Origin of the sequence: Mesorhizobium sp. B2-8-1, assembly GCF_006440955.1 — a bacterium.
Classification (GTDB): domain Bacteria; phylum Pseudomonadota; class Alphaproteobacteria; order Rhizobiales; family Rhizobiaceae; genus Mesorhizobium.
In genome coordinates, this window is record NZ_VFTX01000006.1 from 192,317 (window position 1) to 210,249 (window position 17,933).

The following is a 17,933-nucleotide window of genomic DNA, read 5'->3' on the forward strand; positions in this document are numbered from 1 at the left end:
GTTTTTCGGGAGGTAGGCACATCCAGGGAACCAGCGATGGACGGCAAGGTCACCAATCTGAAATCGAAGCTGGAGACCTACAAAGCGATGAGCGGGGGCGGTAATTTTGCCGATTGTCCGGTTCGCAATGTCATCCAGGGCGTCAGCGGCAAATGGAGATCGCTGCTGGTGATGGCGCTGGCTGAAAGGCCGTATCGTTTCGGCGAGTTGCGGCGGCTGGTGCCTGACATTTCGCAGCGCATGCTGACCCAGACACTGCACGATTTGCAACGCGACGGTTATGTGCATCGTGAAGTGTTCCCGACCAAACCACCGAGCGTTGAATACAGCCTTACCGATCTCGGGCGCTCGATGTTCGGCGCCTTTCATCAACTGATCCTATGGGCCGAACTCAACCATGATGCGGTGCGCGAAGCGCGTGCGGATTTTGATGCCGCCCAGGCATAAGCCGCGTGGTGGCGCCGCGACGCCGCGCATTCGCCGCAGTTCCTGGCCTCGATGGTGGCCGGCACTGTGGTCGATCCGTTCAGCCGAACTGGGCTGGCGGAAGCGCGCTGGCCCGATCGTTCTTGCGAATGACCGTCGAAAGATACGATCCCTTCGCCCGCAGGAAGGCATGCAGGCGCTGTGGATAGTCCTGCGCCACGGCATGCTTGACGGACGGGCGTCCACTCAATGCCTGGCGCCAGGCCTGGACGAGCGGTTTGCCGTCCAGAATGCCGAAATCGCCGATCCGGTCGAAGGTATCGATGTAGCGGAAGACAGGGCCGTAGACTGCGTCGACGAGCGAAAAGCGCCCGCCTTCGAACCATGGTCCAGTCCGGCCGGCTTCGCCCGCCAATTCGGTCTCCACACGATCGAACATTTCCGACAGCGTCCGAGACTCGGCAAGGAATCCTGCCTCGGTCGACGCCGAATAGAACCGGCCGACGGCGTTGAGGATGGCTGAGCCATACTCGATCCAGGCACGATGCCGGGCACGGGCATAGGGGTCGGCGGGGTGGAGGGGATTGGCCTCAGTTTCTTCGAGGAATTCGAGGATGACGGCGGATTCGAAGATCACCGTCTCATCGTTCCCCAGCCGCACGCGCAGCAGCGGCACCTTGCCGAGCGGCGAGACCGCCTTGAACCAGTCAGGCTTGTTGGCGAGGTCGATGTCGACGCGCTCGAACGGCACGCCTTTCTCGGCCAGCGAGATCGCCGCACGCTGGACATAGGGGCAAAGGGGATGGCTGACGAGAATGAGGGTGTTGGCATGCTTCATCGGATTTGCCTCTCAATATCGATGCATTCGCATCTATCTAGATGCAAATGCATTGGTCGTCAAGCTTGATGCAATTGCATCTATCTCTTATGATGCCGTCATGATCGAGACAGCCATGCCATCGCCGGAGGCCATCAAGACCTGGGCACGCCTGATGCGGGTATCACGCCAGCTGGTGGAACGTGCCGAAGACGCGCTGAAGGAAGGCGGCCTGCCGCCGCTTGCCTGGTATGACGTGCTGCACGAACTCGCTGAGGCGGGCGAGGGCGGCTTGCGGCCGTTCCAGCTGATCGAACGAACCCTGTTCGCGCAGTATAATATTTCGCGGCTGCTGGCCCGACTTGAAGCCGATGGGTTTGTCGAGAAGCTGCCGGTGGCTGATGACGGCCGCGGCCAAACCGTCCGCATCACGGCCAAGGGACGAGAGACGCGCCGCCGTATGTGGGCCGTCTATGGCAGGTCGATCGCGGAGCTGGTTGGCGACAAGCTCTCGCCGCAAGAACTGAACACGGTATCGGCCTTGCTCGGGCGGTTGCGCGATCCGCCAGCCGGCGACTGAACATACGCGTTGCGCGGCTGCGGGGACACGGGAAAGACATTTCGTCATTTTGGCCTTGCGCCGATCTTCGGATTGCGCAATATGCCGAACCGTAACGTACGGTACTGAGCTCGGGCGATCTACGGCTCTACCATCAAACGGGAACAGAGCGTGTTGCAGGCAAATGCCGATATCGACAACGGCGAAGCGCTGACGGAGCGTCAGAAGGCGGTCCTGGATGCAGCGCTCCGCCTGCTGGTCGAAGAGGGCGACAATCTGACCATGACCGCAGTGGCGCGGCGGGCGAGCTGCTCCAAGGAAACGCTCTACAAATGGTTCGGCGACCGCGACGGCCTGCTGACGGCGACGGTGCAATGGCAGGCCTCGAAGGTGCGGGTGACGGCGGTCGACGGCAGGGGGCTCGACCTTGCGTCGTTGGCCGCGAGCCTGGAGCGATTTGCTTCCGACTGGCTGAAGGTCATTTCCAGCGACACTTCGATCGCACTCAACCGGGTGGCGGTCGGCCATGCCGGTTCGGGCAAGGATGATCTTGGCGCGGTGGTGCTGGAGAACGGGCGCTTTGCCCTCGCCAAGCGCCTGAAGCCGGTGCTGGAGGCCGGCCGCCAGGCCGGGCTGCTCGATTTCTCGGACGCCGAGACGGCGTTCCGTACGTTTTTCGGGCTGGTCGCCCGCGACGTGCAGATCCGTCTCTTGCTTGGCGACCGGCTGGAATTGACTGAGGCGGCGATCGGCGGTGATGCCGTCCGCGCGACGCAGCAGTTTCTCGCTCTTTTCGGAGCAAAAACCGGGCCGCAAGGCCTCTGATCTTCAAACGGGAAGGAAGACAAAAATGCGCGTCTATTACGATCGTGATGCCGATCTCAACCTGATCAAGGGCAAGAAGGTCGCCATCATCGGCTATGGCAGCCAGGGCCGGGCGCATGCGCTCAACCTCAAGGATTCCGGCGCCAAGGAGATCGCCATCGGCCTCAAGGCCGGATCGGCGACCGCCAAGAAGGTCGAGGCCGACGGGCTCAAGGTGATGAGCGTGGCCGACGCCGCCAAATGGGCCGACCTGATGATGATGGCGACGCCCGACGAATTGCAGGCCGACATCTACAAAAACGAGATCGCGCCGAACATCCGCGACGGCGCGGCAATCGCCTTCGCGCATGGCCTCAACGTGCATTTCGGCCTGATCGAGCCGAAGTCGACGGTCGACGTCGTCATGATCGCGCCGAAGGGGCCCGGCCATACGGTGCGCGGCGAATACCAGAAGGGCGGCGGCGTGCCGTGCCTGGTCGCCGTCAACCAGGATGCTTCGGGCAACGCACTCGACCTCGCGCTCTCCTACGCCTGCGGCGTCGGCGGCGGCCGTTCGGGTATCATCGAGACCAATTTCCGCGAGGAATGCGAGACCGATCTGTTCGGCGAGCAGGTCGTGCTGTGCGGCGGCCTGGTGGAGCTGATCCGCGCCGGGTTCGAGACGCTGGTGGAAGCCGGCTATGCGCCCGAAATGGCCTATTTCGAGTGCCTGCACGAGGTCAAGCTGATCGTCGACCTGATCTATGAAGGCGGCATCGCCAACATGAATTACTCGATCTCGAACACCGCCGAATGGGGCGAATATGTCTCGGGGCCGCGCATCATCACCGCCGAGACAAAGGCCGAGATGAAGCGGGTGCTGAAGGATATCCAGACCGGCAAGTTCACCTCGGAGTGGATGCAGGAATACCGTGCCGGCCTGTCGCGTTTCAAGGGCATCCGCCGCAACAACGACAGCCATCAGATCGAGGAAGTCGGCGCCAAGCTGCGCGCGATGATGCCGTGGATCTCCAAGAACAAGCTGGTCGACAAGGCGAAGAACTGAGCGATCCACGCTCCAAAAGAAACGGCGCCGCGCGGCGCCGTTTTTTATTGCAGGATTGTGCGGCCTGGCTCAGCGATAGGGCGAGTAGCACTGCTGGCGTGGGCCGTTATAGGGCTGGAAGGTGTTGTCGTAAGCGCGATACGAGCGGTATCTGTTGTAGCACCACCGGACATGGGCGCTCGACAGCCGGCCGGCGCGATAGTAGCGGCGCGGCGGTGCATCGTAGTAATTGTAGTTGTTGTACATGCTGCCGAGGCCGAGCCCCAAGCCAAGCCCCAGGATCGCGGCGCCGGCGCTGTCATCATAGTAGCGGCCGCGATAATGGTGGCGGCGCCAACGCCAATCATCGCCGCCGTTCCAGTGACGGCCGCTCCAGTGACGACCGCTCCAGTGACGGCCGCCCCAATCGCCGCGGTTCCAATTGCCGTGGTTCCACCCGCCCGACCGGCGCCATCTCCAGTCGTTGTTGAAGCTCCGGTTGTTGCCGCCGGCCCAGCTGTCACGCACAGGCGTGACCGTCGGCGCCGCGGTGCTGGCTGGGATCGACAGCTCCGGCTGAAGGATTGGTCCGGCAGCGGATGGTGCCGTGATGCCGGAGAAGATACCGAGCGCTATCAGCCCGGATTTGACTGTGGAAGAAAAGAGCGCGTTCATTGCACTTCTCCAAGAGAACAGGCCCCACGCCGACCCTGGGATGGGCCCACTGTGGGTCTTTGCGTCTGAACGGCGGATGAACGGAAAGGTTCCCTCAACCATGGCGCGAGGCGCGCCAGGATCAATCGATTCCAGCTGGTGGTTGCCCGGCCTTGTTTTCTGCCGCGCTTGCGGGCAAAGCTCATGATATGTCGCTGCGCCTTGCAACCTTCAATGTCGAGAACCTGATGAACAGGTTCGATTTCTCCGGATACCGCAACCAGCTCAACGAGGACCGGACGCTGGCTCTCTTCGATATCCAGAGCGAGGCCGAGTACAAGATGCTGGAGCAGGCTCGCGCCATCGCGCAGTCGGACGACATGCGGCAGCTGACGGCGCTGGCCATAGCGGCCACGCGCGCGGACATCATCTGCATGCAGGAGGTCGACAATATCGAAGCCCTCAAGGCGTTCGAATATGGCTATCTTTTCAAGATGGTGGGGCAGGGCTACCGCCAGAAGTACACCGCTGCCGGCAATGATTCGCGCGGCATCGACGTCGCCGTGATGATGCGCAGCGAGACCGCGCAGGGCCAGCCCATCGAATTCGTGCGCATGACCAGCCACGCCTATGTGACCTATGAACAGTTCGGGCTGCACACGCCGGAGCTGGCGGCGCTCGGCAACCAGCCCAATGAACGCATCTTCCGGCGCGACTGCCTGGAAGTGGACATTACCGTGGGCGGCTCGCCGCTGACGCTCTATCTCGTGCACTTCAAGTCGATGGGCTCGCCCCGCAACGGGCTCGACGGGCGTGAAGCGACGATGCCGATCCGCATCGCGGAGGCGCAGGCGGTGCGCCGGATCATCGAGGAGCGCTTCGGGGCGGATCATGCAGCCGACAAGCGCTGGGCGATCTGCGGCGACATGAACGATTACCGCCAGCGCGTGAAGATCGCCGGCGACGAATTCGACGGCTATCGTTTCGAGGTGGTCGACGAGAACCTGTCCTGCATCAACGTGCTGACGGCTGGCGGTTTTTGCGAAAACGTGGTCGAGAGGCGGCCGGAAATGAACCGCTGGACCTTCTACCACACGCGTGGGCCGCAAGAGCGGCATTTGTGCCAGCTCGATTATATCCTGCTGTCCACGGGATTGGCGGCTAAGAACGCCACCGCCGTCCCGGACATCATCCGCAACGGCCAGCCCTGGCGCACGATCTTCCCCGCCGGCCAGGAAGTGGAGCGCTTTCCGCGCGCCGGCTGGGACCGGCCCAAGGCATCGGACCATTGTCCGGTGGCGATCACGCTGGACATGGCCTGAGCCGTGAGCTTCGACCTGCCGCGCAATGTCATTTTGCCGGTCGACGCCGTCGACGTCAGGCTCGATCCCGGCCCGCATCCTTTCGCGCTGGACAATGCCGAGGCGATCGCCGCGAACTGGCAGCACGAGATCGCGGCCAATCCCGCGTTGTTCGATGGTCCCGTGGTGCTGCTTTCGCGACTTGCCTGGCGCGACAATCGCCTCGTCGGCCGGTGCCACGCGGTCAACTACTCCACGTTCATGCTTTGGCGGAAGCGGCGGGAGAATTCCGGCGCCGAGCACGCCTATGCCCATGCCATGCTCGTGGCCGGCGACAATGCGCTGGTAGCGATTCGCATGGCCTCCCACACCGTTACTGCCGGCCGCGTCTATTTCGCCGCCGGTTCATTTGAACCGGCGGATTTTCGCGATGGCCTCGTCGATGTCGATTTCAACATGATCCGCGAGGTGCGGGAAGAAACCGGCCTCGACATTTCAGGCGCCGCACGCGGCCTGCATTACCATGCCCTGTCGACGGAAAGCGGCACGGTGATCTTCCGCCGCTACCGGGTTCCCGAGCCCGCCGAGGAGATCGCGCGGCGCATCTCGGCCTTCGTCGCAACCGAGGCCGAACCGGAGATCGTGGGTCCGGTCATCATCCGCCACGCCGCCGACCTGCCGCACGGGCTGATGCCGCACATGAAGCCGCTGATCGAGTGGCATTTTGCGAACGCGGACTAAACCTTACCTTCCGTGCTGATCGCCAATGCCGGCATACGAAGGTCTGAGTGGCTGCCTGCAACCCCAAACATCGGGTGCGTGCGCGGACAATCGTCTCGATCAGGATGTGTTGCCACTGTTTGCAGGCCGCATTCTGCCTTTCGACCTCGACGCGTCGCGCGCCTATGCCGACCTCATGGTAAAGGCGAGAGCCTCAGGAAAGGCGATCGGCAATGCGGATGGCTACATCGCAGCCACGGCCGCAGCAAACGGTCTTACGGTCGCCACCCGCGACACCAGTCCATTCGCGGCCGCCGGATTGAATACCATCAATCCCTGGGAAACAGCGTCGTAGCCGCGCCTTTGCTTTCCAATCGCCTTATTCATGCCGCAGCGCGTCGATCGGGTCGAGCCTGGCGCCGCGCAGCGCCGGGAAGAAGCCGAAGACCATGCCGATCAGCGCGGAAAAGCCGACGGCGAGCAGGATGACTGCCGGGCTCGGCGCAAAGGGAATGGCCAGCGTCGCCGAGGCGAGACCGGCCAGCGAGAGCCCGATCAGGATGCCGATGATGCCGCCGAGCAGCGACAGCACCGTCGCCTCGACCAGGAACTGGATGAGGATGTGCTTTTCATGCGCGCCGATGGCGAGCCTGATGCCGATCTCGCGGGTGCGCTCGGTGACCGACACCAGCATGATGTTCATGATGCCGATGCCGCCGACCAGCAGGCTGACGCCGGCGACCGCGCCCAGCATGCCGGTCATGGTGGTGGTGGCGCTGGCCATGGCATCGGCGATCTGGGTCATGTCGCGGATCGCGAAATCGCTTTCGCGGTCGGGCGTGAGGCGTCTGGCGTCGCGCAGAATATCCTCGACGCGCGGCTGCAGCTCGCTGGTCGGGGTGCGGTCGTCGGCGGCGACGTAGATGTTGTCGATGTTGCGGTTGCCCGCAATGCGCCGCTGATAGGCATGCAGCGGCATCAACACGACATTGTCCTGGTCCTGGCCGAAGCCGGTATAGCCCTTCGGCTCGAGCAGGCCGATGATCTTGCAGGAGGTGCGGTTGACGCGGATGATTTCGCCCTCCGGGTCGCCGGCACCGAAGAACTGCTGGCGCACCGTCTCACCGATCAGGCATACGCCGGTGCCCGAGCGGGTCTCGGACTCACTGAACGAACGGCCTGAGACCAGTTTCCAGTCGCGAGCATCGAGATAGGCACTGTCGGTGCCGGTGACGCCGGAGGTCAGGCTCTCGGTACCGAAGATGACGCGGACCTGCTTCTGCGAGGCCGGCGAAATGGCGCGTGCGCCTGTCAGATGGGCAATGAGCGCGGCAAGATCCTTTTCGGTGAGCGGACGGACGACCTGGTCGAGCCCGCCCGGGCCGCCGGGACCGGCCGGGCGGCCGGAGCGCACAACCAGAAGATTGCTGCCGAGCTTGGCGATGTCGTCCTTGACCTTGGCGGTGGTGCCGGCGCCAATGGTGAGCATGGCGATGACCGCGGCGACGCCGATGACGATGCCGAGCAAGGTCAGGAACGAGCGCAGCATGTTGCGGCGGATCGAGCGCAAGGAGAGGCGGACGGTTTCCCAGAGCATTGTCAGGCCACCTCGACGGTCATGGTGTCGGAGGCGACATGGCCGTCGAGGAAGCGCACCGTGCGCTCGGCATATTCGGCGACGTCGGCCTCGTGGGTGACCATGGTGATGGTCAGGCCAAGCTCCTTGTTCAGTTGCGTCAGCAACTCCATGATCTCGTGCGTGCGGGCAGTGTCGAGATTGCCGGTCGGTTCGTCGGCGACGAGCAGCGTCGGCCTCGTGACGATGGCGCGCGCGATCGCCACGCGCTGTTGCTGGCCGCCGGAAAGCTCGGCCGGCGTGTGATGCTCGCGACCGACAAGGCCGACTTGCGCCAGCGCCTGCATGGCAAGATCGCGGCGCTCGCGGCCGGCCACGCCGCGATAGATCAGCGGCAGTTCGACATTTTCCGCCGCCGTGGTGCGCGCCAGCAGATTATAGCCCTGGAAGACGAAGCCGACATAGAGGTTGCGCAGCATGGCGCGGCGGTTGCGGTCGAGCCGGCCAGCATCGACGCCCATGAAGGAATAGGTGCCGGCGGTCGGCGTGTCGAGGCAGCCGATGATGTTCATCGCCGTCGATTTGCCGGAGCCGGACGGGCCCATGATGGCGACGAATTCGCCGCGCCGGATCGCCAGGTCGACGCCGGCCAGCGCGTGCACCTTGGCTTCGCCATGGCCGTAGCTCTTCCAGACCTTGTCGAAGGTGATGAGGGGGGCGCCCATCGCCACGGCGTCAGCTCCGCTGCTGCGAGGCCGTGATGACCTGCGCCCCCTCTGACAGGCCCGAGGTGATCTCGGTCAGCTCGCCGTCGGTCGAGCCGATCCTGACGTTGACCGGATGCGGACGGCCTTTCTCCAGCACGTAGAGCATGCGTGAGCCGTCGGTCGGCGGCGCTGCCGCCTGGCGCTGGCGATTGCCGCCGGGACGTCCCATGCGGCCGGTGAACAGGTCGCTCAGGTTCCAGCCGCGGGCGGCCTGCTGCGCAGGACGATAGCGGAAGGCGGAGGAGGGGACGGTCAGCACGTCCTTGGCCTGCCGGGTGACGACCGAAACAGTGGCGGTCATGCCGGGGCGCAGCAACAGCTCGCTGTTGTCGACCTCGAGCCGCGCATTGTAGGTGACGACGCCGTCGGTGGTGACCGAGGCGTAGGAGATGTCGCGGATCTCGGCGTCGAACGGCCGCTCCGGGAAGGCATCCACGGTGAAGCGGGCATGCTGGCCCGGCTTCACCGCGCCGATATCGGCTTCGTCGACCGCCGCCACCAGTTCCATGTTCCTGAGATCGGCGGCGATGATGAACAGCACCGGCGCCTGCAGCGATGAGGCGACCGTCTGGCCGGGGTCGACAGAGCGCGTCAGCACGATGCCGTCGATCGGCGCATAGATGGTGCTGTTGGCAAGGTCGGTCTGCTGCGATTTCAGGTCGGCGTTGGCGATGGCGAGATTGGCCTCGGCGCTATCGAGCGCTGCCTTCGAACGGTCGCGGGTCGCGGTCGCCGCTTCGAGCGACTGGTCGGTGGCCATGCCGCGCTTGGTGAGGGCGGCGGCGCGCACGAGCGCGCTTTCATTCTCGGCCAGCGTCACGGTGGCGTCCGCGACATTGGCGGCGGCCGCCTTGGCGGATGCCTCGGCGCGTTCGATCTGCACCTGCAGCTTGGCGGTGTCGAGCGCGGCCAGCACATCGCCCTTCTTGACCTGCTGGTTCTCGTTGACCGAGACTGAACGAATGATGCCCGAGAGCTGGCTGGAAATGTCGACCTGGGTGAGGGGCTGCAAGGTGCCGGTCGCCGAAACCTCGACAGTGAGGTCGGCCTTGGCGGCGGGCGCCGTCGTATAGTCGATCTTGACCGGCGAGCCGGCATACCACTGGTAGCCGGCAAAAGCCGCGACAAGGACGATCAGCGCCAGCAGCGCATAGAGCCAGCCGCGGCGGCGATTCTTGCGCCGCCCCGTCTGGTCGAGCCCGAGCGCGGTCTCGATGGCGGAATCCGATTCCGTCTTTGGCAGATTGACAATCTGGTCCACGCCGGACCCCCTGAAGCGCAATATGTCCCTATGAGTGCACAGATCAGTGCTAATGGTTCGAATATCAAATTAAATTTCGCTCATGTTGGGATTGAGGCAGAAATTCGGATCAAAGCGGAAGGTTTCCTCCATGAGACGCGATTACTTGCTTTACGATGTGTTTACGACCGATCGGCTGGCCGGCAACCCGCTGGCGGTGGTGTTGGACAGCGGCGGACTGGACACGGCTGCGATGCAGGCTATCGCGCGCGAGTTCAACCTGTCGGAATCGGTGTTCGTGCTGCCACCGGATAATCCCAAGCACCGCGCCCGTATCCGCATCTTCACGCCCGATTATGAAATGCCTTTCGCCGGCCACCCGACCGTGGGCTCGGCGATCGCGCTGGCCGAACTGGCCGATATCGCGCTCGCTGAAATGGCCGACAATGACGGCGCTGCGAGCATTTTCGTGCTGGAGGAAAACATCGGCCCGGTGCGCTGTGCCGTCAGCAAGCACGATGGCGCCACCTTCGCCGAATTCGACCTGGCGAAGCTGCCGGAGCCGCTGAAGCTCGAAGCCGACCCGGTGGCGATCGGCGCCGCCCTTGGCCTGGCGCCGCACGAGATCGGTTTCGAGAATCACCGCGTCGCGTTCTGGTCGGCGGGCGTGCCCTATGTGACCATACCGGTGGCCAATCTGGAGGCGGCGGGCCGGATCCGGCTCGACAATCAGGCGTGGTCGGAACTGGCCCCGCGCAAGAGCGAATGGGCGTTTGCCAGTCCCTATGTCTATTGCCGAGAGACGGTGAACCACGAGAGCGCCTTCCATGTGCGCATGATCGTGCCCGGCACGCCTTCCTACGAGGACCCGGCGACGGGCTCGGCAGCGGCGGCCTTCGCCGGCGCCGTCATGCATTTCGACGCTCCGACGAATGGCGTTTCGCAGCTGTGGATCGAACAGGGGCTGGAGATGGGGCGGCCCTCGCGCATCCGCCTGGAACTGGCCGTACAGGGCGGAAAACTGGTCTCGGCGCGCATCGGTGGCAACGCGGTCAAGGTGGCGGAAGGCAAGCTGTTCGTCTGACCATCTGCGTCACTTCAGCGATTTGTCGGGAAATGATTCCGGCAGGGCTGGACAGGACCGGCATCGGCGGCTATATGCCCGCCAACGCCGGTTTTTGCCGGCCGAGTGGGTGCGTAGCTCAGTTGGTAGAGCAGCTGACTCTTAATCAGCGGGTCCACAGTTCAATCCTGTGCGCACCCACCAAATTCTTCAAAGACTTGGTGGAAAGACCCTGAATAGGCCGGTTCAATTGCCGCGCTCATCAGTGTTTGGCTGCCTTCGCAACCCGGCCGCCGTTGGCCAGGTGAGACGCGGGACTTTGCAGCTTGGTCAAAGACTACGATTGGCCGCGCCGAAAAACGCGGCTCAGAAACCTGCCGAACCGAAAAGCCATGCCGTTGTGCGCGCTCCGACCGTCGTCGGCATCAATGGCGGCCTTTCCGCCTGAGAAATCGCTGATGAGCCACCAGAAGAAAACTAGAAAAACAATGAGAATTGCGGTGTCGATCGGGCCGTAAGTTGAATATCCGCTGTGCCGAAGCACACCAGCAAGCAGCACGGCGATAGTCATAGCAGCGGCAGCCGGGTGAAGCTTTTTCATCCACCAGATCTATTCGAGAATCGCTACAACCGGAAGATGTTACTTCTCCGACACGCCGGCCTCGGCAAAGCTCGCCATCCTCGCATGGCACTCCAGCGCCGAGCGGACGATGTTGACGGCGAGGCAAGCGCCGGAGCCTTCGCCGAGCCGCATGCCGAGGTCGAGCAGCGGCGGCAGATTGAGCGCTTCGAGCAGGCCGCGGTGACCCGATTCAGCCGAGACGTGGGCGGCGATCGTATGAGCAAGGCCTGTGGAGTGCAGCTTTGCCAAAGGTGCTGCGGCTGCGGTGCAGACGAAGCCGTCAAGTAGCACCGGTATGCCCATGTGACGGGCGGCAAGCGTGGCGCCGAAGATGGCGGCGAGTTCGCGGCCGCCGAGCGCCGCGGCAACCCCCAGGGGGTCGGCAAGAATGGCGGCGTGGCGCTTCAAGCCCGATTCGATGGCAACCACCTTGCGCTCGAGGCCGGCATCGTCGACGCCGGTGCCGCGTCCGGTCCATTTTTCGGCATCGCCGCCGAACAGCGCCGCCGAGATCGCGGCGGCCGGCGTGGTGTTGCCGATACCCATCTCGCCGAAGCAGACGAGATCGAGATCATCAGTCACCGCATCGTAGCCGGCCGAGACGGCGGCAAGAAATGCCTTGTCGTCCATCGCCGGCGTTTGCGTGAAATCGCCGGTCGGATGGTCGAGATCGAGCGGAATGACGTCGAGTTCGGCGCCCGCGATGCGGGCGAGCTGGTTGATGGCCGCACCGCCGCCGGCGAAATTCGCCACCATCTGCACCGTGACTTCCGAAGGATAAGCCGACACGCCTTGCGCGGTAACGCCGTGGTTGCCGGCGAAGACGAAAACTTTCACCCGCTCGAGCCTAGGCATGTCGCGGCCCTGCCAGCGCGCCAGCCACGCGGCGATGGACTCAAGCCGGCCGAGGCTGCCCTGCGGCTTGGTCAACGTGTCCTGGCGGCGAGCGACCGCGCTCGCGGCGGCGTCATCGCCATCAGGCAGGTCGAGGCAAGCAGCGCGCAATTCATCTAGGGATTTGAAAGGCATGGAAGGAAATTCTCCGAAACAGAGTCAGGAAAGGGCTACGGAAGCGACGAGCAGCACCGCGATTTCGCTCACCTGTTGCATAGCGCCGATCGTGTCGCCGGTCTGGCCACCGATCTGGTTGAGGCAAAGCGCGTGGAAGGCGGCAAACAGCAGTCCGAGCAGGATAAGCGCCGCGATGGCGCCGCCAAGCCCGAGCAGGAGGAGCGGGATGGCGCCGAGCACGGCGCCGGCGAGGGCAATTTCCCGCGAGACGGTGCCGGCGCCGGCCGAGAGGCCATCGTCGCGCGCCGGGGGCAAGAGATGCATGAAGGCGCCGAATACGCCGCGCGAGGCCGCATGGGCGGCCAGGAGCGCGAAGAGAGCTTGTGTGGGATCGACGAATTCCGACAGCGCGCTCCAGCGGATGAGCAGCGACAGCGCCAGCGCCATGGCGCCGTAGGCGCCGATTCGGCTGTCGCGCATGATCTCCAGCTTTCGACCGCGCGTGTTGCCGCCGCCAAAACCGTCGGCGACATCGGACAGCCCGTCCTCGTGCAGGCAGCCGGTGGTGACCGCGGTTGCAACCAGGGCAAGGGCTGCCGCCGACCCGATGGCAAGGCCAAACCGTTCCGCCGTGGCAAAGACGATGGCGCCGATCAGGCCGACGACGAGGCCGGCGACCGGGGCGGCCCAGATCGCGGCGGCAAGGCTGCGGCCGCGAAAGTCGATGACGGGCAAGGGCAGCCTGGTGAAGAAGACCAGGCAGAGGGCAACATCGCTGGGGATTTGCCGGGGCGAAAGGGTGACCTTCGGGAACTTCATGCCTCAGCCCCTTGCGATGGCATGGAAGAAGGTGCCGCTGATCTGGCCGCGCCGGTAGCCCGAGGCGCCGATCGGATTGCCTTGCCCGTCGGCGAGGTCGGCCAGGGGCTCGTCATCGCCGGCCGCCGTCATCTGCGCATAATGGAATTCGTGCCCGCGGATCAGCGCGCCCCGCGGGCCGAGCGGACAGTCGGCGCGCAGCCGCGCTTCGCGATAGCCGAGGTTCATCTTGCGCTTGGCGAAGCTGGTTGAATGGCCGAGCAGGCCGAGCATTTTGTGCGTTTCGCCAGATGCATCTTCCAGGGCTTCGCCAAGCACCATGAAGCCACCGCACTCACCATGGATGGGCTTCGTCCCGGCGAACCTTGCCGTTCCTTTCCGAAAATTCGCAGCGGCGGCGAGACGGCCGGCGTGAAGCTCGGGATAGCCGCCGGGCAGCCAGCAGACGTCGCAGCTGTCGTCAGGCGCCTCGTCCGCGAGCGGCGAGAACGGAACGATCTCCGCGCCGGCCTTGCGCCAGTAGGCCGCGACGTGCGGATAGAGAAAGGTGAAGGCGGCATCCTCGGCAAGTGCGATGCGCTGGCCGGGCGGCTGCAGCGCATCGTCGAAGCTGCCGGGCTCCGGGGCGAGAGGTGTTGCTAGCGCCATGACGGCGTCGAGGTCGAGCGACTTTTCCGCCATGTCGGCCAACCGGTCGAGATGCGCCATCAGGTCATCATATTCACCGGCCTGGACGAGGCCGAGATGGCGCTCGGGCAAGTTGAGCGTGGGATCGCGCAGGATGGCGCCGACGACCGGCAGGCCGATCGCCTCGATGGCGTCGCCGGACAGCCGGCGATGGCGCTCGCTGCCCAGCCGGTTGAGCACGATGCCCGCCATGCGAACCTCCGGATCGTAGATGGCGAACCCCTTGGCGACGGCCGCTGCCGTGGTCGACTGGCCGGAAACGTCCAGCACCAGCAGCACCGGCAGGCCGTAGAGCCGCGCGAGATCGGCCGCCGAACCGCTGCGGCCCGGCGCGGCCGGAATGCCGTCGAACAGGCCCATGGCGCTTTCGAGGATAACAAAATCGGCGTCGTCGGCGGCATTTACGGCCAGTGCGTTGAGCAGCGACGGCGACATCGCCCAGCTGTCAAGATTGACGCCGGACAGGCCGGTGGCGGCGGTGTGGAAGCCGGGATCGATGTAATCGGGGCCAGACTTGGCGCCGCGTACTTTCAGGCCGCGCCGAGTGAGTGCGCGTAAAATGCCGATGGTGACGCTGGTCTTGCCCGAGCCGGAGCGCGGCGCGCCGACGATGATCGCGCGGGCGCTCACGATGCACCCGCCAGCGCCGCGCGCATGGCGACGATGCCGCCGACGACGATCAGCGCCGGTGCGGACAGGCCGGCGGCGGCGGCTTCCTCGGCGATGGTGGCCAGCGTGGCGACGACGATGCGCTCCTGCGGCGTCGTCGCGGCGACGATCACCGCCGCCGGCGTCGATGGCGCCAGCCCGCCGTCGAGCAATGCGGCCGATATCACAGGCAGATTGGCCATGCCCATGTAGACCACGACAGGCTGGCCGGTGCGCGCGATCGCGGCCCAGTCGAGATCGTCATCGGTGCCGGCGGCATGGCCGGTCGCCAGGATTACCGCCTTGTTGATGCCGCGCATGGTCGCGGGGATGCCGGTGGCGGCCAGCGCGCTGAGGCCCGAGGTGAGGCCGGGCAGGACGCGGAACGGGATGTTTTCCCGCGCCAGCGCCAGCGCCTCTTCGCCGCCACGGCCGAAAATATAGGGGTCGCCGCCCTTCAGCCTGACGACGCGGCGGCCCTGGCGCGCCAGCCGGACCAGCAGGGCGGTTATGTCGTCCTGTTTCATCGAGGGTTTTCCGCCGCGCTTGCCGGCAAAGAAAAGTTCGGCGTTTTCGGCAACCGCGACGACGTCCGGGGAGACCAGCGCATCGTAGACCAGCGCATCCGCCTCACTCAGCGCCGCCAGCACTTCCAGCGTCAGGCAGCCGGGATCGCCGGGGCCGGCGCCGGCGAGCCAGACATGGCCGGGCTCAAGCGTCCGCGGCTTGAAGTTCAGCCGGGCAAGCGCCTGTTGGAGCGCGGCGTTCTCGCCCTTATTTTTGGTGCTGTCGCTCACAATCCGTCCCGTCCGCGAAAACGCCGTTGGTAATGCGCGTCGTACAATGAACTCTCGCCAAAGCCTTCCGCCGCCAGCGAGCGGCCGACGAAGATGATGGCCGTACGCTCCATCGGGTCGGCGGCCAGTTGTGCCTCGATGGTTTCCAGCGTGCCGGTCAGCACGCGCTCGTCCGGCCAGGAGGCACGGAAGACGACCGCCACCGGGCAATCGCGGCCATAGAGCGGCGTCAGCTCGGCGACGATGCGATCGATGGCGTGGATGGCAAGATGAATGGCAAGCGTGGCGCCGGTGCGGCCGAAACCGGCCAGCGTTTCGCCAGGCGGCATTTTTGAAGCGCGGCCGGAGACGCGGGTCAGCACCAGGCTCTGGGCGACTTCGGGAATGGTCAGCTCGCGCCGCAGAGCAGCCGCCGCGGCAGCGAAAGAGGGAACGCCCGGCGTCAGCGTGTAGGGAATGCCGTGCCTTTCCAGCCGGCGGATCTGTTCGGCAACCGCGCTCCATACCGACAGGTCACCGGAATGCAGCCGCGCGACATCATGGCCGGCCTTGTGGGCGGCCAGATATTCGGCCTCGATCTCGTCGAGCGACATCGGCGCGGTGTCGATCAGCTTCGTTCCCGGGGCGCAATGCTGCAGCAATTCGGGCGCCACGATCGAGCCGGCATGGAGGCAGACCGGGCAGCTTGCCAGCAGCCGCGCGCCGCGCAGGGTAATGAGGTCGGCGGCGCCCGGACCGGCGCCGATGAAATGCACGGTCATGCCGCGTCTCCGCTGATGGCGATGGCGCAGGTGACCGGGCCGAGCACGATGCGTGGTCCCAGCAGCCTGGCGCCTTCGCCGGCGACGGCCAGCGCCGATGCTTCGGAAACCGACGGTGTGCCGGCCAGACCCTGCGAGAGGCTGGAGTTGCTGAGCGCCTTCGTCGACGCTGCTTTAAGCGCTGCCTCATCGACGACGATGACGGGAAGGTTGAGTGTGCGACCTGCGGCAGCGATCGCCTGTTCATCTTTCTTGAGCATGGCGGTGGCGAGCGACGAGAGCGCCGTCATCGCCAGCCCGTGCGCTTCGAGCGCGGTTTCTATCGCGGCAAGCACGTCCTCGACGCTTACACCCTTTCGGCTGCCGATGCCCGCGACCATCATGGCTTGATCCAACTCCATTGGGTAACCGGCATCGCCGGCCGCCAGGCCTGCATCGAACCGACAGGCGCGGCGCGGGATATGGCGATGCGGGTCAGATCGCCCCCGAGCTCGGTATGACGGGCAAGAAGCAGCGTCTCCATTTCCAGCGTCACCGCATTGGCAACGAGGCGGCCGCCGGTGCGCAGCGCCTTGATGGCGGCGGCCAGCACGCCGGCGTCGCTGCCGCCGCCGCCAATGAAAATCGCGTCTGGCGTATCGAGCCTTGCAAGCGCCTTGGGTGCGCTGCCTTCGACTACGATGAGTCCGGGAACGCCGCAGGCAGCAGCGTTGTGGCCGATGCGGGCGGCGCGGATCGGGTCGGCTTCGATGGCAACAGTGCGCATCGAAGGGTGGGTGAGCATCCATTCGATGCCGATGGAACCGGAGCCGGCGCCAATATCCCACAGCAGTTCGCCGCGCCTCGGCGCCAGCGCCGACAGCGTGATGGCGCGGATCTCATGCTTGGTGATCTGGCCGTCATGGTCGAACAGATGATCGGCGAGGCCTGATGTCAAAGGCAGGATACGCGCATCCGGACCAGATTGAATTTCGAGCGCCAGCACATTGAGCGGATTGATGTTTTCGAGGTTGAAGGCATCGGCCCGGGCCGTGCGCAGGTTCTCGTTCGGCCCGCCCAATGCCTCCAGGATCGTCAACCGCGAGGCGCCGAAATCAAGCTCGGTGAGCAGGCGGGCGATTGCCGCCGGTGCATCGCCGTCGGATGTCAGGGCCAGGATGCGTGCGTTGGGTTGCAGCAATGGCCGGATCAGGTCGATGGGGCGGCCATGCAGCGAGACGGTTTCGATGTCCTGCAGCGCCCAGCCAAGGCGAGCGGCCGCCAGCGAAATGGCCGACGGCGCGGGAATGACATGCATCTCCCGCGGCATGACCTTGCGGGCGAGGGTGACGCCGACGCCGTGGAAAAAGGGATCGCCGGAGGCAAGAACGCAAACGCGCTTGCCGGCGAGCGACAGCACGTCGTGCATCTTGGCATCGAAGGGAACCGGCCATGGGCGCGGATCGCCCTTGGCGAATGATGAGACGAGCGCCAGATGCCGCTTGCCGCCAAAGATGATTTCAGCGTCGGCGATCCGCTGCTTGGCCTCGTCGCCGAGACCGGCTACACCGTCCTCGCCTATGCCAACGATGGTGAGCCATTTTTGGTTGGCGCCGCGTAGACTCTTAGCAGGCATG

At 65.0% G+C, this 17,933-nt stretch carries 20 protein-coding genes, 1 tRNA gene and 1 pseudogene; 9 read left to right on the forward strand and 13 right to left on the reverse strand.

The window, feature by feature from the left end; genetic code table 11:
* Positions 1 to 36 precede the first annotated feature (36 nt).
* The gene (locus tag FJ428_RS17655) at positions 37 to 447 is read left to right on the forward strand and encodes a helix-turn-helix domain-containing protein (RefSeq protein WP_140495388.1); all 411 of its coding nucleotides are present in this window, start codon (positions 37 to 39) and stop codon (positions 445 to 447) included.
* A gap of 79 nt (positions 448 to 526) precedes the next feature.
* Here the strand turns inward: FJ428_RS17655 and FJ428_RS17660 are convergent, their stop codons facing one another.
* Positions 527 to 1,264: a glutathione S-transferase family protein gene (locus tag FJ428_RS17660; protein WP_140879875.1), complete on the reverse strand. Its 738-nt coding sequence runs from the start codon at positions 1,262 to 1,264 to the stop codon at positions 527 to 529.
* 100 nt (positions 1,265 to 1,364) lie between these two features.
* Here FJ428_RS17660 and FJ428_RS17665 point away from each other — a divergent pair, with 100 nt between their 5' ends.
* The 3 genes from FJ428_RS17665 to ilvC all read left to right on the forward strand — a co-directional run bounded on the left by FJ428_RS17665 (position 1,365) and on the right by ilvC (position 3,672).
* Positions 1,365 to 1,823 (forward strand): MarR family winged helix-turn-helix transcriptional regulator, encoded by a 459-nt coding sequence (locus FJ428_RS17665; RefSeq protein ID WP_140516702.1) that lies wholly within the window; start codon positions 1,365 to 1,367, stop codon positions 1,821 to 1,823.
* A gap of 150 nt (positions 1,824 to 1,973) precedes the next feature.
* Positions 1,974 to 2,627, forward strand: a complete 654-nt coding sequence (locus tag FJ428_RS17670) for a TetR/AcrR family transcriptional regulator (protein WP_140516455.1) — start codon at positions 1,974 to 1,976, stop codon at positions 2,625 to 2,627.
* 25 nt (positions 2,628 to 2,652) lie between these two features.
* On the forward strand, positions 2,653 to 3,672 hold the full coding sequence (gene ilvC, locus FJ428_RS17675; protein ID WP_140495398.1) for a ketol-acid reductoisomerase: 1,020 nt from the start codon (positions 2,653 to 2,655) through the stop codon (positions 3,670 to 3,672).
* Positions 3,673 to 3,741: 69 nt separating this feature from the next.
* Here ilvC and FJ428_RS17680 read toward each other — a convergent pair whose 3' ends face one another.
* Positions 3,742 to 4,326: a BA14K family protein gene (locus FJ428_RS17680; RefSeq protein WP_140879876.1), complete on the reverse strand. Its 585-nt coding sequence runs from the start codon at positions 4,324 to 4,326 to the stop codon at positions 3,742 to 3,744.
* Positions 4,327 to 4,514: 188 nt separating this feature from the next.
* Between FJ428_RS17680 and FJ428_RS17685 the strand changes: the two genes are divergently transcribed.
* From FJ428_RS17685 to FJ428_RS17695, 3 genes and pseudogenes are all read left to right on the forward strand, one after another.
* A complete protein-coding gene (locus FJ428_RS17685) occupies positions 4,515 to 5,627 on the forward strand; it encodes an endonuclease/exonuclease/phosphatase family protein (RefSeq protein ID WP_140879877.1) in 1,113 nt (370 codons plus the stop codon).
* 3 nt (positions 5,628 to 5,630) lie between these two features.
* Positions 5,631 to 6,347 (forward strand): hypothetical protein, encoded by a 717-nt coding sequence (locus FJ428_RS17690; RefSeq protein ID WP_140761121.1) that lies wholly within the window; start codon positions 5,631 to 5,633, stop codon positions 6,345 to 6,347.
* 85 nt (positions 6,348 to 6,432) lie between these two features.
* A pseudogene (locus tag FJ428_RS17695) lies at positions 6,433 to 6,681 on the forward strand (PIN domain-containing protein); the annotation flags it as partial.
* A gap of 24 nt (positions 6,682 to 6,705) precedes the next feature.
* Here FJ428_RS17695 and FJ428_RS17700 read toward each other — a convergent pair.
* Genes FJ428_RS17700 through FJ428_RS17710 form a run of 3 tightly spaced genes read right to left on the reverse strand, consistent with a single transcriptional unit; the run spans position 6,706 to position 9,930 of the window.
* Complete coding sequence (locus tag FJ428_RS17700; RefSeq protein ID WP_140521160.1) at positions 6,706 to 7,923, reverse strand: ABC transporter permease; 1,218 nt, start codon at positions 7,921 to 7,923, stop codon at positions 6,706 to 6,708.
* Between the two features lie 2 nt (positions 7,924 to 7,925).
* Positions 7,926 to 8,633 (reverse strand): ABC transporter ATP-binding protein, encoded by a 708-nt coding sequence (locus tag FJ428_RS17705; RefSeq protein ID WP_140564194.1) that lies wholly within the window; start codon positions 8,631 to 8,633, stop codon positions 7,926 to 7,928.
* 4 nt (positions 8,634 to 8,637) lie between these two features.
* Positions 8,638 to 9,930 (reverse strand): efflux RND transporter periplasmic adaptor subunit, encoded by a 1,293-nt coding sequence (locus FJ428_RS17710; protein WP_140675311.1) that lies wholly within the window; start codon positions 9,928 to 9,930, stop codon positions 8,638 to 8,640.
* Positions 9,931 to 10,060: 130 nt separating this feature from the next.
* Here FJ428_RS17710 and FJ428_RS17715 point away from each other — a divergent pair, with 130 nt between their 5' ends.
* Positions 10,061 to 10,993 (forward strand): PhzF family phenazine biosynthesis protein, encoded by a 933-nt coding sequence (locus tag FJ428_RS17715; protein WP_140879878.1) that lies wholly within the window; start codon positions 10,061 to 10,063, stop codon positions 10,991 to 10,993.
* Between the two features lie 107 nt (positions 10,994 to 11,100).
* Positions 11,101 to 11,176 (forward strand) — tRNA-Lys (locus FJ428_RS17720).
* Positions 11,177 to 11,309: 133 nt separating this feature from the next.
* On the opposite strand, the gene FJ428_RS17725 is transcribed toward FJ428_RS17720, so the two are convergent.
* From FJ428_RS17725 to cbiE, 8 genes are read right to left on the reverse strand one after another with little or no spacing between them, the layout of a single operon-like run.
* Positions 11,310 to 11,573 carry a hypothetical protein gene (locus FJ428_RS17725; protein ID WP_140670218.1) on the reverse strand — a complete coding sequence of 88 codons (264 nt, stop codon included), beginning with the start codon at positions 11,571 to 11,573 and terminating at the stop codon, positions 11,310 to 11,312.
* Between the two features lie 39 nt (positions 11,574 to 11,612).
* Positions 11,613 to 12,623: a nicotinate-nucleotide--dimethylbenzimidazole phosphoribosyltransferase gene (gene cobT, locus FJ428_RS17730; protein ID WP_140879879.1), complete on the reverse strand. Its 1,011-nt coding sequence runs from the start codon at positions 12,621 to 12,623 to the stop codon at positions 11,613 to 11,615.
* A gap of 24 nt (positions 12,624 to 12,647) precedes the next feature.
* Positions 12,648 to 13,424, reverse strand: coding sequence for an adenosylcobinamide-GDP ribazoletransferase (cobS, locus tag FJ428_RS17735; RefSeq protein ID WP_140554992.1), 777 nt, complete (start codon positions 13,422 to 13,424; stop codon positions 12,648 to 12,650).
* A gap of 3 nt (positions 13,425 to 13,427) precedes the next feature.
* On the reverse strand, positions 13,428 to 14,741 hold the full coding sequence (locus FJ428_RS17740) for a cobyrinate a,c-diamide synthase (protein WP_140879880.1): 1,314 nt from the start codon (positions 14,739 to 14,741) through the stop codon (positions 13,428 to 13,430).
* Positions 14,738 to 15,556, reverse strand: a complete 819-nt coding sequence (gene cobA, locus FJ428_RS17745; protein ID WP_140495562.1) for a uroporphyrinogen-III C-methyltransferase — start codon at positions 15,554 to 15,556, stop codon at positions 14,738 to 14,740. The genes FJ428_RS17740 and cobA overlap by 4 nt, the downstream gene beginning before the upstream one ends.
* Positions 15,553 to 16,317 (reverse strand): precorrin-4 C(11)-methyltransferase, encoded by a 765-nt coding sequence (gene cobM, locus FJ428_RS17750; RefSeq protein ID WP_140495563.1) that lies wholly within the window; start codon positions 16,315 to 16,317, stop codon positions 15,553 to 15,555. Before cobM ends, cobA begins: the two co-directional genes overlap by 4 nt.
* Positions 16,314 to 16,700 (reverse strand): cobalamin biosynthesis protein, encoded by a 387-nt coding sequence (locus tag FJ428_RS17755; RefSeq protein WP_140495564.1) that lies wholly within the window; start codon positions 16,698 to 16,700, stop codon positions 16,314 to 16,316. The genes cobM and FJ428_RS17755 overlap by 4 nt, the downstream gene beginning before the upstream one ends.
* Positions 16,697 to 17,932: a precorrin-6y C5,15-methyltransferase (decarboxylating) subunit CbiE gene (cbiE, locus tag FJ428_RS17760; RefSeq protein ID WP_140879881.1), complete on the reverse strand. Its 1,236-nt coding sequence runs from the start codon at positions 17,930 to 17,932 to the stop codon at positions 16,697 to 16,699. The genes FJ428_RS17755 and cbiE overlap by 4 nt, the downstream gene beginning before the upstream one ends.
* Position 17,933: the final 1 nt, after the last annotated feature.

What these genes read in the sequence shown, in the direction of transcription:
- FJ428_RS17655 (WP_140495388.1), top strand. Translation starts at nt 37, where the DNA reads ATGGACGGCAAGGTCACCAATCTGAAATCGAAGCTGGAGACCTACAAA.
- cobM (WP_140495563.1), bottom strand. Translation starts at nt 16,317, where the DNA reads ATGACCGTGCATTTCATCGGCGCCGGTCCGGGCGCCGCCGACCTCATT.
- cobS (WP_140554992.1), bottom strand. Translation starts at nt 13,424, where the DNA reads ATGAAGTTCCCGAAGGTCACCCTTTCGCCCCGGCAAATCCCCAGCGAT.
- cbiE (WP_140879881.1), bottom strand. Translation starts at nt 17,932, where the DNA reads ATGCCTGCTAAGAGTCTACGCGGCGCCAACCAAAAATGGCTCACCATC.
- FJ428_RS17680 (WP_140879876.1), bottom strand. Translation starts at nt 4,326, where the DNA reads ATGAACGCGCTCTTTTCTTCCACAGTCAAATCCGGGCTGATAGCGCTC.
- ilvC (WP_140495398.1), top strand. Translation starts at nt 2,653, where the DNA reads ATGCGCGTCTATTACGATCGTGATGCCGATCTCAACCTGATCAAGGGC.
- FJ428_RS17715 (WP_140879878.1), top strand. Translation starts at nt 10,061, where the DNA reads ATGAGACGCGATTACTTGCTTTACGATGTGTTTACGACCGATCGGCTG.
- FJ428_RS17755 (WP_140495564.1), bottom strand. Translation starts at nt 16,700, where the DNA reads ATGATGGTCGCGGGCATCGGCAGCCGAAAGGGTGTAAGCGTCGAGGAC.
- FJ428_RS17725 (WP_140670218.1), bottom strand. Translation starts at nt 11,573, where the DNA reads ATGAAAAAGCTTCACCCGGCTGCCGCTGCTATGACTATCGCCGTGCTG.
- cobT (WP_140879879.1), bottom strand. Translation starts at nt 12,623, where the DNA reads ATGCCTTTCAAATCCCTAGATGAATTGCGCGCTGCTTGCCTCGACCTG.
- FJ428_RS17685 (WP_140879877.1), top strand. Translation starts at nt 4,515, where the DNA reads ATGTCGCTGCGCCTTGCAACCTTCAATGTCGAGAACCTGATGAACAGG.
- FJ428_RS17665 (WP_140516702.1), top strand. Translation starts at nt 1,365, where the DNA reads ATGATCGAGACAGCCATGCCATCGCCGGAGGCCATCAAGACCTGGGCA.
- FJ428_RS17700 (WP_140521160.1), bottom strand. Translation starts at nt 7,923, where the DNA reads ATGCTCTGGGAAACCGTCCGCCTCTCCTTGCGCTCGATCCGCCGCAAC.
- FJ428_RS17660 (WP_140879875.1), bottom strand. Translation starts at nt 1,264, where the DNA reads ATGAAGCATGCCAACACCCTCATTCTCGTCAGCCATCCCCTTTGCCCC.